The sequence below is a fragment of the Actinomadura mexicana genome, from assembly GCF_900188105.1.
Classification (GTDB): Bacteria; Actinomycetota; Actinomycetes; order Streptosporangiales; family Streptosporangiaceae; genus Spirillospora; species Spirillospora mexicana.
In genome coordinates, this window is record NZ_FZNP01000003.1 from 565,587 (window position 1) to 580,505 (window position 14,919).

The following is a 14,919-nucleotide window of genomic DNA, read 5'->3' on the forward strand; positions in this document are numbered from 1 at the left end:
CGCGTGTCCTCTGGGGAATGTCAGCATGTGCGGTCCCGGACGGAAGCGGCGACCTTCCAGGAGCCACCGTCGTACTGGACGGTGTACCGGTAGAGGTAGGCGCCGCCCTTCCCTCCGCCCGTCCGCTTGCCCGTCTTGGCGGAGAAGCGGTAGCCCGCGACGGTGTTGACGCAGTCGATGAGGTAGACCTTCGTGCGGTCCTTGGAGTTCGCGTAGACCCGGGGGTTCAGGGTCTTCGTGAAGCGCCAGATCTGGCCCTTGGCCTTGGTGGCCTCGACGTCGTCGGTGACCTCGGTGAGGAGGGGGTCCATGGCGACGTCGGTGAGGCCGGCGGGGTCGTTCTTCTCGTAGGCCTGCTGGTAGGCGGCCTGGTAGGCGCGGTAGCGGGCAAGGACCGTCTTGAAGAGCCGATCCGTCGAAACCGCGGTGGGCCCGCCCGCCGGTGCCCGGGTGCCGGTGTCGAACCGGCCGTTGGGGGACAGTTCACCGCTGGCGGACGAGCCGGACGAGCCGCATCCGGCGGCCGTGCACACGGCGAGGACGGCCGTCAGGAAGGCGGCGCGGCGAGTCCCCAGAGGGGAGGAACGTACCAACCGGGTGCGCATCGCCATCCCTGAGCGGCAGCAGACAACGGGCCGAACACGCGCGAAAGCTTACAGAGATGCGTGGGGCGAGAAAAGAGATTCGTTGCGGCCGCTTGACCTCGACCTTGCTTGAGGTGCCAGGCTCCTGGTGAACGCGCTGATGGGAGGAGTCGGATATGCGTGCCGTGTGGTTGAGGAAGTTCGGCGGGCCGGAGGTTCTGGTGGCGGGGGAGGCGCCCGATCCGGTGCCGGGTGAGGGCCGGGCGCTGGTCGAGGTCGAGTTCGCCAACATCACGTTCGTGGAGACGCAGATGCGGTCGGGCACCGGTCCGGCGCCCGTGCGGCTGGAGCCGCCGGTGATCCCGGGCAACGGGGTCGGCGGCGTGGTCACGGCGGTCGGGGACGGGGTGGACGGGGCGCTCGTCGGGCGGCGTGTCGTCAGCGGCACCGGCGGCACCGGCGGCTACGCGGAGAAGGCCGCCGTGGACGCGAAGGGGCTGTTCGAGGTGCCGGACGGCCTGGCGCTCGACGACGCGGTCGCCCTGCTCGCCGACGGACGGACGGCGACGATGATGACGCGTGCCGCCCGGCCCCGCGAGGGCGAACGCGTCCTGGTGGAGGCGGCGGCCGGCGGGGTGGGGACGCTCCTCGTCCAGCTCGCGAAGGCGCAGGGGGCGACGGTCGTCGCGGCCGCGCGAGGTGCGCGGAAGACCGGGCTGGCCATGCGGCTGGGGGCGGACGAGGCCGTCGACTACGGCGAGCCGGGCTGGGCGGAGAAGGCCGGGCAGGTGGACGTCGTGTTCGACGGCGTGGGCGGCGACGTGGCCCGTGAGGCGTTCGGCCTGCTCGGGAAGGGCGGGCGGATGGTCAGCTTCGGCCTTGCGAGCGGGGAATGGGCGAGCATCCCCGAGGAGGACGCCCGGGAGCGGGGCGTCACGCTCGTCCGGCCCACGGCCACGCCGGAGGAGTTGCGGGAGTTCACGGAGCACGCACTGCGCGAGGCGGCGGCCGGACGGCTCAAGCCGGTGATCGGGCAGCGTTTCCCGCTCGACGGCGCGGCCGGGGCGCACGCCGCGATCGAGTCGCGCGGGACCGTCGGCAAGACCCTGCTGGAGGTCAGCCGACCTTCTTGAGGAACGCGATCAGCGAACGCTCGTAGGCGGCGGGGTCGACGTTCCAGGACTCGGTGTGGTCGCCCGGCGTGGGGATGTGGGTGACCGTGCCGGGCGGGGCCTTCCGCGCGAAGGCGAAGGCGGGGCCGTTGGCGACGGTGGCGTCGTCCTCGGTGGTGAACAGGAGGACCGGCGTCCGCAGGTGGGGCGCGAACCGGCGCATGTCGAAGTCGGTCAGGTCGATGCCGATGCGCCACTGCAGGACGCGCTTGGCGATGCCGGTCATGAAGCCGGGCAGGTGCCGGGCGTCGCCCTGCTTGTCCAGGGTGGCGCTCCAGTCCAGGACGGGGGAGTCGAGCACGACGCCGCGCACGAACGACGGGTCCCGCTGCAACGTCGTCATCGCCATCGCGCCGCCCATCGACCATCCGTACAGGACGACGCCCGTCGCGCCGTGCGCGCGTGCGTAGCCCATGGCGGAGACGACGTCGTGCCACTCCTTGTCGCCCAGATGGTTGCGGCGGTCCTGTGAGGGGGGCGCCCCCACGTCGTTGCGGTAGGCGATGGACAGCATCGGCATGCCCAGCGTGTGGACGGTGCGCATGACGCGGAACGTCTCGGCCTTGTCGGCGTTGCGCCCGTGGACGCCGATGACCCAGGTGCCCTTGGGGGACTTTCCCGGGACGAGCCACGCCGGCATGGGCCCGACCTCGGACGGATACGTCACGTCCTGGAACGGCAGCCCGAGCGCCGTCTTCGGGTCGCCGTCGTACATCCAGTGGTCGATCATCGCCGGGGCGTCCTTCACCAGGGCGCCCTCCACGGGGGACACCTTCCGGACGACGTGCTCGTCGTTCCCGCCGACGACGGGCCCGAGCAGGGCACGCCCGCCCTTCCAGACCAGGGCCCAGGCACCGGGGCGCTCCGTCCCCGGCTCGCGGGGCAGCGTGACGGTGCCGTTCCCCGCGTCCTCGATGGTCAGCGGGTATTCGGAGGAGTGGTCGACCTCGATGGCGACGCCGGCGAAGTACCAGCCGACCCCGCCGACGAGCGCGCACAGGAGCGCGGTGATCGTGACGACCGCCGACATCAGCGGGCGGGCACGGCGGCGGCGCCGGCGGTGCGGCGGGCCGGGGGACGCCGGGATGGACGACGCTGGTGCAGCAGTGGACACGACATACGAAAGTAGCCTCCCGCGAGCGTCGCCAGCGCCCGGGGCAGTGCGCAATACATCGAGAAGTGCGGTTAATCTGCCGATCAGGTGCCATAGGGGGAGCCATCGGGACGGAGGGACGCGCGGTGACGGGCCAGGACGACCGCGTCGCGGAGCTCGAGAGCCGGGTCGCCGAGGTCGCGCGGCGGCTGGCCCCGCCCGGCTGGCGGCGGCTCGACCTGCGCTGCGCCGCGACGGTCGCCGTGAGCGACGTCGCGCTGACGGTGCTGACGGGCGAGGGCGGGACCGTGACGGCCGAGGACGCCCCGCAGGAGCTGACCGGCCTGCTGATGGACCTGCGCCGCGCGCGGTACCGGCCCGAGCGGGGCAGCTGGTTCTCGATGACCATGATCATCGAGCCGGGTTCGGTGCGCCCGCTCTACAACCACGACTTCGACCCGCTGTGGGATCCGCCGATCCCGGTGGAGTGCTGGCGGCGCGACCAGATCGTGATGCCGCGGGACGGCGGCAACGTGCCGGGCTGGCTGCGCGACCGGCTGGAGGGCCGCGAGCCCGCCGCGCCGCCCGCGTCCGACCCGGGGCCGATGAACCCGGTCGAGCAGACGGAGCTGCTGTCGGACCGGTTCGCGATCCTGGTCGCCGACCGCGCGCCGGCGCTGTGGGAGCGGGTCCGCGGCCACTACCAGGCGGTCGGCGGGCACGCCGAGCTCCCCGCGATGACGTGCCACCAGGCCGACGGCGCCCGGACGTCCTGCGCGGCGCCCGCCGCGGCCGCCGCGCTGCTCGACCGGCTCCGCGCCGGGACGCACGCGTTCCAGGGCTCCACCTGGTCCCGGATCGACTTCGAGGTCCGGTACGAGGACGGGGCCGTGCGCTGCCGCGCGGGCTTCACCCACGACGACGAGCCCCGCTGGGACGAGGAGCCGTCCGCCGACGACGTCCGGCGCGAGCTGGAGCGGTTCCCGCGCGAGAACGTCCCGGACTGGATGGCGCGGCGGCTCGGGACGCGACCCCGGCCCGTGACGGCCGCCGGCACGCCGCCGCCCGTGCCGCGCCCAGGGCTGCGCCGGGCCAGGATCTTCGACCACGCGGGCCCGGACGGGAGCCGTCCCGCCGTGTCGCGCCCGCCCGTCCCGCCGGACGAGGCCGGCCGCGTGGCCGAGTACCTGCGGCGGGCCCCGACCGTCACGGCCGCGCGCTCGAACGCCCCCGACAGGCTCGACCCGTCGCGCGGGGCGGCGGTGCCGCTGGCCTTCCACACCGACGGGACGTGGGTGTGGTCGGGCGCGGTGGCCTACTACCTGAGCGAGCACGGCGTCCCGCCGGAACCCGATCTCGTCGCGCACATCAGGGCCAACGCGTTCCGCGTCCCCGACGTCGACGACGGCGCCATGAACGCCGCGAACGCCGCCGTCACCGGACGCGCCACGCCCGAGCGCGTCCCGACCGAGCCCGGACCCGACTGGGCGGGGACGCTCCGGCACCGCCTCGACCAGCTCCGCGTCGACCGCGCCGCCTACCGCATCGACACCGGCGGCCCCGACACCGGCGGCCCCGACGACGCGACCGAGGGCGTCTGGTGCCTGGAGTCCCGGCCGGGCCGCTGGTCGGTGTTCCAGATGCGCGACGGCGAGCGCCGCAAGGAGGCCGTCTTCGACGACGCCGAGCCGGCCTCCGCGCACCTGCTCGGACGGCTGCTGCTCGACCCCCGCCACACCGTCGAGGACGGGCCGTTCACGCCGCTCAGGGGTGAGCCGCCGCTCTCGCTCCTACGCGACCGCCACGTCGCGGAGCTGGCCGCGGGGACGGAAGTGGACCGCTACGGCGCCCCGGACGGCAACGTGACGTACGCGGCGCGCACGCCGTATCCGCAGCGGTCGCTTCCCGCCGAGTGGCGGGACCGCCCGTACCGCGTCTACCGGTTGCAGCGGCCCATGGAGACCCTGACCGGAACGGCCGTCCCGTGGTTCGGGCAGCCGGGCGGCGGGACGGCGCACGTGTTCCGGCGGTCGGTCGCCGACCTGCTCGCCGACGGCGGCCTCGTCGAGATCCCGGACGCCTGAGCGGCCCTGCCTGCGAGGCCCGGGCTCAGGCCCGGCCGATCGCGGCCACCAGCCCGAGCGCCAGCACCAGGTCGAGGTGGATGAACGTCTCCAGCTTCGCGCCCGGCGCGATGTCCGGGTCGGCGGCGAGCCGGTCCAGGACGGCGAGCGCGGCGGGGCTGCCGAGGTCGTCGGCCAGCGCGGCCTCGGCCTCGGCCGCGTACACGCGGTTCATCGGGCGCCCCGGCGCCGTCGCCCACCCGGCGACCTCGCCGCGCCACGCGTCCAGCCGCTCCGCGGCCGCCGACAGCCTCTCGGCCGACAGCTCCAGAGGCTCCCGGTAGGGGACCTCCAGGATCGCCAGGCGCGCGGCCGACGGATCCGGCGATGCCCCGGTCTCTTCGGGGACGGCCAGGCACAGCGCGTCCATGTCGGCCGCCCCGGAGACGTACACGTCGGCGTCCGGGAGGACGTCGTCCAGCACCTCGAACGGCTGGACGCTGTAGTCGTCCAGGCCCGTCGGGGCTCCCGGCGTGCACACGACCCGGACGCGGCGCCCGGACCGTTCGGCGACCCGCCGCAGCAGGTCGGCGACGACCGCGCGGCGGTACCCGCCGTCCACGACCTGGACGCGCAGCCCGCGCCCGGCGGGCAGCACCTCCGTCCGTCCCGTCCGATGGTCGTGGAGCCGCAGCATGCCCCCCACCCTAGAGCGGCGCCTACAGCGGGTGGTCGGCGGCCATCGGCCCGAACGGCGTCGGCGCGGGGCCGTCCGACCGGCGGACGGCGGCGAACCGCAGCCGCACGTAGTCGGCGACCCACCCCGACTCGCGGCGCAGCGCGGGCGCGGCGAGGTCGTTCACGCGTTCGAGCAGCGGGTCCACCAGCTCCGGCGGGACGTCGGCCAGCGCGCGGGAGGCGTAGGCGCGGACCCAGTCCGCCGCGCCGTTCGGGCCCTCGGTCATCCGGGTCGGGCGGTCGGCGTGCTCCAGCAGCCGCAGCGTGAACCCGGCCTCCTCCAGCTTGGTCGCGTACGCGGCCGGCGACGGGAAGTACCAGGGCAGTTCGGGCTCGCCGAGGCCGAACACCCGCCACGCCGTCTGCATCGCGACGATCAGCTCCGCGCAGTTGCCCGCGCCGCCGAGCTCGCCGACGAACCGGCCGCCGGGGCGCAGCGCCGCATGCACGCGCCCGATCACCGCGTCGGGGTCGCGGGTCATCCAGTGCAGGGCCGCGTTCGAGGCGACCGCGTCGAAGGACTCGCCGACGGTGAAGTCGTGGGCGTCGCCGACGGTGAACGACAGCCCCGCGTGCAGGGCGATCGCCTGCGCGACCATCTCGGGGCTGCCGTCGATGCCCAGCACCTCGGCGCCCCGCTCGGCGATCTCCGCGCTGAACGCGCCGGTGCCGCACCCGAGGTCGATGATCCTTTCGCCGGGCTGCGGATCGAGCAGGTCGACGAGGGGCGCACCGTGCGCGGACACGTACCCGAAGGCGGAGTCGTACGTCGTCACGGCCCAGTTCACTGTCACAATTTATCGGACATCGACCGATGGTGAGGTGGGGTTGCCGTGGCGAACGTCACGTCCGAGATCCGCGTCGTCGGGGCCGAGGGCCCGGACGGCCTGACCCTGCGCACCCGCGGCCTGTCCGCCAGGGGCCTGCCGGAACTGCGCGCCGACGGGCTCGCGCCCTATCTGGGGCAGGGCTGGGCGCGCGTCCTCGCCGCGCTCGCGCAGCGCCTCGCCGCCACCGGGGAGATCCCGGGCGAGCTGGCGCCCGGCGTCGAGATCCGCCTCGCACCGGCCGGCGACGGCGCACTGTCGCCCGTCCCGCCGCCGGGGCGCGACCTCGCCGAGTGGCGCCGCGACGTCCTGCTCCGGTTGTTCCCCGAGGCCCGCGCCTGACGGCGCCCTTCCTAGAATCGGATTCTGACAGCCGGTCCGGAGAAGGGTGCGCAGGGTGCCGTACGCAGAGATCGAGTACGAGGTTCGGGACGGGATCGCCACCGTCACGCTCAACCGGCCGCGGAAGATGAACGCCTACACGTTCGTCATGCGCAACGAGATGCTGGACGTCTTCGACCGGATCGACGCCGACGACGACGTGCGCGCCGTCGTGGTGACGGGGGCGGGACGCGCGTTCTGCGCGGGCGCCGACCTGAGCGGCGGCGGCGACACCTTCGACAAGGACAAGTCCACGGACATGTTCGCGGGCGAGGACGACGTCCTGGAGGACGGCACCCCGCGCGACGGCGGCGGGACGGTCGCGCTCCGCATCGCCCGCTGCCTCAAGCCCGTCATCGGCGCGTTCAACGGCGCGGCGGTCGGCGTGGGCGTGACCATGACCCTCCCCATGGACGTCCGGCTCGCCAGCGAGAAGGCCAGGTTCGGCTTCGTGTTCGCGCGGCGCGGGATCGTCACCGAGGCGGCCTCCAGCTGGTTCCTGCCGCGCCTTGTCGGCATCGCGCAGGCCATGGAGTGGGCCGTCACCGGCCGGATCTTCGACGCGCAGGAGGCCCTCGCGGGCCGTCTGGTCTCCCGCGTCCACGCCCCGGACGAACTCCTCCCCGCCGCGTACGCGCTCGCCCGCGAGATCGCCGACAACACCTCCGCGGTCTCGGTCGCCGCGATCCGCCGCCTCATGTGGTCGGGCCTGTCCGCCCCGTCCCCGTGGGACGCCCACATCGCCGACTCCCGCCTCATGGCCTCGCTCGGCGGCGCCGCCGACGCCGTCGAGGGCGTCTCGTCCTTCCTGGAGAAGCGCGACGCCGCCTTCCCGCTGCGCGTCAGCGAGGACCTCCCGCCCGAGGTCCCCGACTGGCCCGTCCGCTGAGGACCGAAGGCGCTCGTCACCCTGCGTGACGGGCGTCTTTGCTCGGGGACGGCCCGCCGAGGGTCTCCGCGCCCTCGAACGGTGGCCGCCTTCGGTCACCGGAGGGCCTGCCGCAAGGGCGTCACGGGGGCGTCCGGCCCCCGGCGACCCCGGTGACATGCGGGGGAGCGGGGTGTCGCGCGATGGAGGGGAATCCCCCGGTGCGTCCCAAGGACGATCTTGATTTTCCGGACCATAGGGAAGCGTGTCTCATCGGTTACGGAGGGTATTAAGCCGCCCGAGGCAACACGTTACGGGGGTGCCTGGTGCGGATCAGGAATTGTGCCGTCATCGGCGCCGGACTCCTGCTCGCGGCCGGATGCAGCCACGCGGAGCGGCAGGCCCGGACGGCCGGGGAACACGGCGCGGTCAAGAGCGGGGCCCCGGCGACGCGGTCACCGAGCCCGGTACCGCCCCCGCCCAGGAAGATCGACTGTGACCGGGCGAAGTGCGTCGCGCTGACGTTCGACGACGGACCCGGCCCCTACACGGCGCGGCTGCTCGACACGCTCCGGAAGAACGGCGTGCGCGCCACGTTCTTCATGCTGGGCGAGAACGTCGGCGCCCACCGCGACGTCGTGCGCCGGATGGCCCTGGAAGGCCAGGAGGTCGCCAACCACAGCTGGTCGCATCCGAACCTGACCACCCTGTCGTCCGCCGAGGTGCGGTCCCAGATCCAGCGCACGCAGAAGGCCGTCAAGGACGCCTCCGGCGTCGCGCCCACGCTGGTCCGGCCGCCCTACGGGTCCACGAACAAGCGCGTCGAACGCGCGATCGGCATGCCGCTGGTCCTCTGGAGCGTCGACACGCTCGACTGGCGCTACCGCGACGCCGCCCGCGACGCCCGCGTCGGGGTCAAGGAGCCGAAGACCGGCGGCATCGTCCTGTTCCACGACATCCACAAGCCGAGCGTCGACTCCATCCCCAAGGTCGTGGACGGGCTGCGCAAGCGCGGGTTCACGTTCGTGACCGTCTCGGAGCTGTTCACCGGACGCCGGCTCGCGCCGGGCACGTCCTACAGCGAGCGGCCGGCGCCGCCCACGCAGGTCACGGCGAGCCCGCCGCCGGCCGGATCGTCCGCCGGCCCGCCGGCCGCGAGCACGGCGCCCACCACCCCGGCGCCCACCACCCGGGCGCCCACCACCCCGGCCCCCGACGCATCGGCGTCCAGGAGCCCGGCGCCCGGCGGCCCGGTGCCCAGCGGCCAGTCGCCCAGCAGGCCGGTGCCCGCTCCTCCGGTGTCACCGAGCCCCTGAGCGGCCACCGGGTCGTGGGCCACCATCACCACCGTCCGCCCCTAGCCGTCTCCGGGCTCCTCCCGGCGGGGGCGCCGCCGGGTCGGGGGCTGCCGCGGGACGACCTTCGCCGCGACCATGGTCGCCTCCGGCACCTCGACGAGCTCGCCGTCGCGGCGGCGCACCGCGAGCGACCCGCCGGACCATGATTCGAGGACGCCCACGACGTCGCTGTACTCTCCCGTTGGCAGACGGCGGCGCAGCGAGATCCGCTGGCCCACGTCCGCGCCACTGATGGCCACCACCAGGCGTGCGGCGAAGCGGCCGGACATGTAGGGACCCCCATGTCGAATCGACGGCGGCGGGGTGGCCATACTATTCACAGCGAGCTTGCGGTGAGCCGTGACGTGCGGCGGGGCCGGAAATCCGAGAGGAGTCACTGACGTGACCTACGTCATTGCACAGCCCTGCGTGGACCTGCTCGACAAGGCATGCATCGAGGAGTGCCCGGTCGACTGCATCTACGAGGGCAAGCGCATGCTCTACATCCACCCGGACGAGTGCGTCGACTGCGGTGCGTGCGAGCCGGTGTGCCCGGTCGAGGCGATCTACTACGAGGACGACACGCCTGACCAGTGGAAGGACTTCTACAAGGCCAACGTGGAGTTCTTCGACGACCTCGGCTCGCCCGGCGGCGCGTCCAAGGTCGGGAAGATCGACAAGGACCACCCGATCGTCGCCGCGCTGCCCCCGCAGAGCCAGGACGACTGATCTCAGGCGGGTCTGGAGCGCTCCGTGCGGGCGCGCTCCGGGGCCCGCCCGTGCCGGGAACCGGGCCGTGGTCGGGGACGACCGCGGCCCGGCGGGTTTCTCCAAGGAGGTATGGGCGTTGTTCACGCTGCCGGACTTTCCGTGGGATCGGCTCGCGCCGTACAAGGAGCGGGCGCTGGCGCACGCGGACGGCATCGTCGACCTCTCGGTCGGAACGCCCGTGGATCCGACGCCCGAGCCGATCCGGCAGGCCCTGGCCGCCGCGTCCGACGCGCCCGGCTACCCGCAGACCTACGGGACGCCGGAACTGCGCGAGGCGGTCGCGGGATGGCTGCGGCGCCGCGCCGGCGTGACGGGCGCCGACCCGGACGCGGTGCTCCCCGTCATCGGCACCAAGGAGCTCGTCGCCTGGCTGCCGACGCTGCTCGGCGCCGGCCCCGGCGACAAGGTCGTCTTCCCCGCGCTGGCCTACCCGACCTACGACGTGGGCGCCCGGCTCGCCGGGGCCGACCCCGTCGCGACGGACGGCCTGCTCTCCCTCGGCCCCGTCGCCCCGAAGATCGTGTGGGTGAACTCCCCGTCCAACCCGACCGGCAAGGTGCTGCCCGCCGAGCACCTGCGCAAGGTCGTGGCGTGGGCGCGCGGGCGCGGCGCGGTCGTCGTCAGCGACGAGTGCTACCTGGAGTTCGGCTGGGACGAGCGGAACCCGCCGATCTCGATCCTGCACCCGGACGTCTGCGAGGGCTCCCACGAGGGGCTGCTCGCGCTGAACTCGCTGTCCAAGCGCTCCAACATGGCGGGCTACCGCGCCGGGTTCGTCACCGGAGACCTCGCGCTGGTGAGGCGGCTGCTGGAGGTCCGCAAGCACGCCGGGATGATCGTCCCGGCTCCGGTGCAGGCCGCGATGACCGTGGCCTACGGCGACGACGCCCACGTCGACGAGCAGCGGGCCCGGTACGCGCGGCGCCGCGCCGCCCTGCGCGAGGCGTTCGAGAGGCACGGCTTCCGCATCGAGCACTCCGAGGCGTCCCTGTACCTGTGGGCCACGCGCGACGAGCCCTGCTGGGACACCGTCGCCCACCTGGCGTCCCTCGGCGTCCTGGTCGGCCCCGGCGAGTTCTACGGGCCGGGCGGCGCCCGCCACGTCCGCATCGCCTTCACCGCCACCGACGCCCGCGTAGCCGCCGCCACCACCCGGCTCTGACCCGCTCCTGCGAGCTCGGGCCCGGCCGGTTCTGGTCGGGGTGTCGGCCGGGAAGTCCGGTGTTCTCGGACGAAACCGCATCTTCCTTTGATACGTCTGATCGCGGTATGGGCTTGACAGGCCACAGTCGGTAGGATCCGCAGGTCTGCCCCCCTGAAACGGACGAAACGATGGAGGTGCCGTGGGCAAAGCGGCGATAGTGATCCTGCTGGCACTGATCCTGATCGCCCTGGTCGTGGTCATCGTCGTCCTGCTGCGGCGCCGTTCGGGAACGCAGGCGCCCGCGCCCGCCCCGGCCGTCCCGCGCGACCCGTTCGCCGCCGAGGACCAGGTGGCCGGCGACCCGCGCGCCCTCAAGGCCGGCGACATGGTGGAGTACCTCGGCGCCCGCTACTTCGTCCGCGGCTCGCTGCGGCTGAAGGAGGGCGGCTTCACCTGGAGCGAGCACCTCCTGGACGCCGACACGATCGAGGGCACCAAGGTGTGGATCTCCGTCGAGGAGGATCCCGACCTCGAAGTCGTCTGGTGGACCGAGTACGAGATCGGCGACCTGCGGCCCGGGGAGAAGAGCGTCGTCGTGGACGGCGTCGAGTACCGGCGCGACGAGCACGGCACCGCCGACTACACCAGCGAGGGCACGACGGGCGTCGGCGTGCAGGGCCGCGTCGAGTACGTCGACTACGAGGGCCCGCGCGGCAGGTACCTGTCGTTCGAGCAGTACGGCGGCGGCCGTTGGGAGGCGGGTCTCGGCGAGCGCGTCCCGACGGGGTCGATGACGATCTACCCGGGCGGTAGCTGATCTTGCTGGCCACCCTCGAGACCCCCTACGAGGACGCACGGGCCGACGGGCTGTCGTTCGCGCTCGGCCTGCCGCCGATGGACGCCCTCGCCGTCCTGCCGGTGGAGCGCGCGGGCCTGACCGTGGAGCTGCGCCTGCTCGGCGCGTCCCACCAGGTCCTCGCCGGGCCGCTGAGCGAGACGGTGGCGTGCCTGCCCGGACGCGCCGAGCCGCTGCCGGGCCACGCGACGACGAGCGTGCCCGGCTGGGCCTACGACTTCGCCGCGACGACCGCGGCGCACAGCGACGAGACGGCGTTCGCCCGCGCCGTCGAGGCCGTGTGCGCCCGGCTCGCGGACCGCGGTGACGCGCTGACCGGGGCGTTCCCCGGTTCCCCGCACGCCGTCACCGTCCTTGCCTTGGAGGAAACGGCGGGGCAGGAGGGCGCGCTCGGATGGCGCACCTGGCACGCCTACCCGCAGACCCGGGAGATCGTGATGACGCGGAGCCGGCTGGTGAGACCCTCATGAACAGCAGATACCGGGTGGCGGGCGCAGTGGTCGCCGCCACCCTGACCGCCACGGCGCTCGGCGGCTGCGGGAAGTCGCAGTCGTCCTGGATCGCCGGCAAGTACACCAAGATCGGGGCGGACACCTACCGGTCGCCGAAGGCCCCCCGGACGGTCGCCTCGGAGATCGGCCGCAAGTTCAAGCCGATCGACCGGGTGGACGACATGGTCACCATGGGCGCCAACGGCGGGATCTTCATGCGGTACCCGAAGCTGGTCGTCGGCGTCCTGCCGAACGGCACGGGCAGCCGGATCACGGTCGACGGCGCGCGCCGCGGCTACAGCCGCCACTACTCGCACGTGAGCGGGCGCTGGAGCAGTCCGGGCAGCAACGGATGGACGAGCAGGGGCGCCGCGTCGTTCCGCGGCGGCGGACCCGGGTCGGGCAAATGACGCGGTCGGGGACGCGGTCGAACAGATGACGTGGTCGGGCAGATGAGGAGCGACACTTGAACGACGACATCCTTCACGAGATCGGGGCGACCTTCGCCTACGGCGCGGTCGGCATCGCCCTGATGGCGCTCGGCTATCTGGTCGTGGAGGTGACGACGCCCGGCAAGCTCGGCAGGCAGATCTGGACCGAGGGCAACCGGGGCGCCGCGCTCCTGCTGGCCGCCAAGCTGCTCGGCGTCGCCGCGATCGTCACCACCGCGATCGTGACCAGTGACAGCGACCTGACCGACGGCCTGGTCGACACCGCCGTGTTCGGCGGGATCGGCATCGTGCTGATGATCGTGGCGTTCTTCCTGCTGGACGTGCTCACCCCCGGCAAGCTCGGCGCGACGCTCGTGGACGCGGGCGGAGCGGGCGGCGCGATCCACCCGGCGGGCTGGGTCGTCGCCGCCGCCGACCTCGGGGTCGCCGCGATCGTGGCCGGGGCGGTCTCCTGACGTCCCGCGACCTGGACCAGGCCGTCCGGCCGTCCGGCGATCCCTCCCCGGAGCCGTCCCGTCCCGAGCGGGACGGCCCGGGGAGGCCGCGCGTCCCGGCGCGGGCGGCGCGCGCGCTGGTCCTCGCGGCCGTGTTCGCGTGCGCCGCGTGCGGCCTGGTGTACGAGCTGGCCCTGGTCGCGCTCGGCAGCTACCTCGTCGGGAACTCCGTCACGCAGGCGTCGATCGTCCTGTCGGTGATGGTGTTCGCGATGGGCGTCGGCTCCCTGGCCGCCAAGCCGCTGCAGGGCCGCGCCGTGGTGGCGTTCGCGGTCGTGGAGGGCCTGCTCGCCCTGATCGGCGGCGTGTCGGTGCTCCTGCTGTACGCGGCGTTCGCGTGGCTCGACCTGTACGTCCCGGCGCTGGTGGTGGTGGCGTTCGCGGTCGGGGCGCTGATCGGTGCGGAGATCCCGCTGCTGATGACGCTGCTCCAGCGGATCCGCAGGCAGGACGCCGGGTCTGCGGTGGCCGACCTGTTCGCGGCCGACTACGTGGGCGCGCTGGTCGGCGGCCTGGCCTTCCCGTTCCTGCTGCTGCCCACGTTCGGCCACATCAAGGGCGCGCTGCTCGTCGGCGTCGTGAACGCCGTCGCCGGGATGGCGGTCGTGATGTGGCTGTTCCGCCGCGAGGTCGGCCGCGTCGCCCGGATCGCGCTCGCCCTCGGCATGGTCGCCGTCCTCGCCGTCCTCGGCGGGACCTACACGCTCGCCGACGGGTTCGAGGTGTCGGCGCGGCAGGCGCTGTACGAGGCCCCGATCGCGGTGGCGGAGCGGACGCGGTACCAGGAGATCGTCATCACCCGGCGGGCCGGGCTCGGCCCCTCCGACCTGCGGCTGTTCCTGAACGGCGACCTCCAGTTCTCCTCGGTGGACGAGTACCGGTACCACGAGTCGCTCGTCCACCCGCTGATGTCGGGCCCGCACGGGCGGGTGCTGATCCTCGGCGGCGGGGACGGCCTGGCGCTGCGCGAGGTGCTGCGCTACCGGGACGTCCAGAGCGCGACGCTGGTCGAGCTGGACCCCGAGATGATCCGTCTGGCCCGGACGTACCGGCCGCTGGAGTCGCTCAACCGCCGCGCCTTCGAGGACCCGCGCGCCCGGATCGTCAACGCGGACGCGTTCTCCTGGCTTCGCGGCCTGGACGAGCAGTTCGACGCGGTCGTCGTGGACATGCCCGACCCTGACGACGTGTCCACCGCGAAACTGTACTCGGTCGAGTTCTACGGCATGGTGAAGCGGGCCCTGGCGCCGGGCGGTCGGATGGTCGTGCAGTCCGGGTCGCCCTACTTCGCGCCCAAGTCGTTCTGGAGCATCCAGAAGTCGGTCGCCGCCGCCGGCCTCGCGACCACCCCGTACCACGTGGACGTGCCGAGCTTCGGCGACTGGGGGTTCGTCCTGGCGGCCCCCGGGAAGCGGCCCCCCGCGCTGGGGCTGCCGCGCGACGTCCCGGACCTGCGCTTCCTCGACGGGCCGGTGCTCCAGGCGGCGGCGGTCTTCCCCAAGGACCGCCGGGGCCGCGACGTGGACGTCAACACCCTCGTCCACCCGCGCCTGGTCGAGTACGAGGGCCAGGAGTGGAAGAACTCCTAGCCGGGCCGCCTCCGGTGCCCCCGGCGCCCGGGAGGCGGCGGCGCGCGCGTTACGCTGAC

The 14,919-nt window shown here is 73.6% G+C and carries 17 protein-coding genes; 12 read left to right on the forward strand and 5 right to left on the reverse strand.

Annotated elements, in window-relative coordinates; translation table 11 throughout:
- Window positions 1–20: 20 nt before the first annotated feature.
- Window positions 21–605, reverse strand: coding sequence for a hypothetical protein (locus CHC11_RS11040; RefSeq protein ID WP_089311539.1), 585 nt, complete (start codon window positions 603–605; stop codon window positions 21–23).
- A gap of 155 nt (window positions 606–760) precedes the next feature.
- Between CHC11_RS11040 and CHC11_RS11045 the strand changes: the two genes are divergently transcribed.
- The gene (locus tag CHC11_RS11045) at window positions 761–1,717 is read left to right on the forward strand and encodes a zinc-binding dehydrogenase (protein ID WP_089311540.1); all 957 of its coding nucleotides are present in this window, start codon (window positions 761–763) and stop codon (window positions 1,715–1,717) included.
- Here CHC11_RS11045 and CHC11_RS11050 read toward each other — a convergent pair.
- Complete coding sequence (locus CHC11_RS11050; protein WP_143227020.1) at window positions 1,701–2,870, reverse strand: alpha/beta hydrolase family protein; 1,170 nt, start codon at window positions 2,868–2,870, stop codon at window positions 1,701–1,703. The two genes, CHC11_RS11045 and CHC11_RS11050, sit on opposite strands and share 17 nt — an antisense overlap.
- A 125-nt stretch (window positions 2,871–2,995) precedes the next feature.
- Between CHC11_RS11050 and CHC11_RS11055 the strand changes: the two genes are divergently transcribed.
- A complete protein-coding gene (locus tag CHC11_RS11055) occupies window positions 2,996–4,933 on the forward strand; it encodes a TNT domain-containing protein (RefSeq protein WP_245919050.1) in 1,938 nt (645 codons plus the stop codon).
- Window positions 4,934–4,958: 25 nt separating this feature from the next.
- Here CHC11_RS11055 and CHC11_RS11060 read toward each other — a convergent pair whose 3' ends face one another.
- Entirely contained in the window at window positions 4,959–5,609 is a 651-nt protein-coding gene (locus CHC11_RS11060; protein ID WP_089311542.1) for a hypothetical protein, read from the reverse strand.
- A gap of 22 nt (window positions 5,610–5,631) precedes the next feature.
- Window positions 5,632–6,438: a class I SAM-dependent methyltransferase gene (locus tag CHC11_RS11065; RefSeq protein WP_089311543.1), complete on the reverse strand. Its 807-nt coding sequence runs from the start codon at window positions 6,436–6,438 to the stop codon at window positions 5,632–5,634.
- Window positions 6,439–6,483: 45 nt separating this feature from the next.
- Here CHC11_RS11065 and CHC11_RS11070 point away from each other — a divergent pair, with 45 nt between their 5' ends.
- From CHC11_RS11070 to CHC11_RS11080, 3 genes are all read left to right on the forward strand, one after another.
- Window positions 6,484–6,819: a hypothetical protein gene (locus tag CHC11_RS11070; protein ID WP_089311544.1), complete on the forward strand. Its 336-nt coding sequence runs from the start codon at window positions 6,484–6,486 to the stop codon at window positions 6,817–6,819.
- A 55-nt stretch (window positions 6,820–6,874) separates the two neighbouring features.
- On the forward strand, window positions 6,875–7,747 hold the full coding sequence (locus CHC11_RS11075) for a crotonase/enoyl-CoA hydratase family protein (RefSeq protein WP_089311545.1): 873 nt from the start codon (window positions 6,875–6,877) through the stop codon (window positions 7,745–7,747).
- Between the two features lie 305 nt (window positions 7,748–8,052).
- Window positions 8,053–9,042, forward strand: coding sequence for a polysaccharide deacetylase family protein (locus CHC11_RS11080; RefSeq protein ID WP_245919052.1), 990 nt, complete (start codon window positions 8,053–8,055; stop codon window positions 9,040–9,042).
- A gap of 41 nt (window positions 9,043–9,083) precedes the next feature.
- Here CHC11_RS11080 and CHC11_RS11085 read toward each other — a convergent pair whose 3' ends face one another.
- The gene (locus CHC11_RS11085) at window positions 9,084–9,353 is read right to left on the reverse strand and encodes a putative acetyltransferase (RefSeq protein ID WP_089311546.1); all 270 of its coding nucleotides are present in this window, start codon (window positions 9,351–9,353) and stop codon (window positions 9,084–9,086) included.
- Between the two features lie 112 nt (window positions 9,354–9,465).
- Here CHC11_RS11085 and fdxA point away from each other — a divergent pair, with 112 nt between their 5' ends.
- The 7 genes from fdxA to CHC11_RS11120 all read left to right on the forward strand — a co-directional run bounded on the left by fdxA (window position 9,466) and on the right by CHC11_RS11120 (window position 14,860).
- Window positions 9,466–9,792, forward strand: a complete 327-nt coding sequence (fdxA, locus tag CHC11_RS11090; RefSeq protein WP_067890974.1) for a ferredoxin — start codon at window positions 9,466–9,468, stop codon at window positions 9,790–9,792.
- Between the two features lie 118 nt (window positions 9,793–9,910).
- Window positions 9,911–10,996: a succinyldiaminopimelate transaminase gene (gene dapC, locus CHC11_RS11095; protein WP_089311661.1), complete on the forward strand. Its 1,086-nt coding sequence runs from the start codon at window positions 9,911–9,913 to the stop codon at window positions 10,994–10,996.
- Window positions 10,997–11,177: 181 nt separating this feature from the next.
- Window positions 11,178–11,795, forward strand: a complete 618-nt coding sequence (locus CHC11_RS11100; RefSeq protein WP_089311547.1) for a DUF4178 domain-containing protein — start codon at window positions 11,178–11,180, stop codon at window positions 11,793–11,795.
- A 2-nt stretch (window positions 11,796–11,797) separates the two neighbouring features.
- Window positions 11,798–12,304 (forward strand): DUF2617 family protein, encoded by a 507-nt coding sequence (locus CHC11_RS11105; protein WP_089311548.1) that lies wholly within the window; start codon window positions 11,798–11,800, stop codon window positions 12,302–12,304.
- Window positions 12,301–12,735 carry a DUF4247 domain-containing protein gene (locus CHC11_RS11110; RefSeq protein ID WP_089311549.1) on the forward strand — a complete coding sequence of 145 codons (435 nt, stop codon included), beginning with the start codon at window positions 12,301–12,303 and terminating at the stop codon, window positions 12,733–12,735. The genes CHC11_RS11105 and CHC11_RS11110 overlap by 4 nt, the downstream gene beginning before the upstream one ends.
- Window positions 12,736–12,791: 56 nt before the next feature.
- Window positions 12,792–13,232, forward strand: coding sequence for a DUF350 domain-containing protein (locus CHC11_RS11115; RefSeq protein WP_089311550.1), 441 nt, complete (start codon window positions 12,792–12,794; stop codon window positions 13,230–13,232).
- Between the two features lie 131 nt (window positions 13,233–13,363).
- Window positions 13,364–14,860 (forward strand): polyamine aminopropyltransferase, encoded by a 1,497-nt coding sequence (locus tag CHC11_RS11120; RefSeq protein WP_425427299.1) that lies wholly within the window; start codon window positions 13,364–13,366, stop codon window positions 14,858–14,860.
- Window positions 14,861–14,919: the final 59 nt, after the last annotated feature.

Excerpts from the sequence above, each read along its gene's own strand:
- CHC11_RS11040 (WP_089311539.1), bottom strand. The coding sequence starts at position 605 with ATGCGCACCCGGTTGGTACGTTCCTCCCCTCTGGGGACTCGCCGCGCC.
- CHC11_RS11045 (WP_089311540.1), top strand. The coding sequence starts at position 761 with ATGCGTGCCGTGTGGTTGAGGAAGTTCGGCGGGCCGGAGGTTCTGGTG.
- CHC11_RS11060 (WP_089311542.1), bottom strand. The coding sequence starts at position 5,609 with ATGCTGCGGCTCCACGACCATCGGACGGGACGGACGGAGGTGCTGCCC.
- CHC11_RS11085 (WP_089311546.1), bottom strand. The coding sequence starts at position 9,353 with ATGTCCGGCCGCTTCGCCGCACGCCTGGTGGTGGCCATCAGTGGCGCG.
- CHC11_RS11110 (WP_089311549.1), top strand. The coding sequence starts at position 12,301 with ATGAACAGCAGATACCGGGTGGCGGGCGCAGTGGTCGCCGCCACCCTG.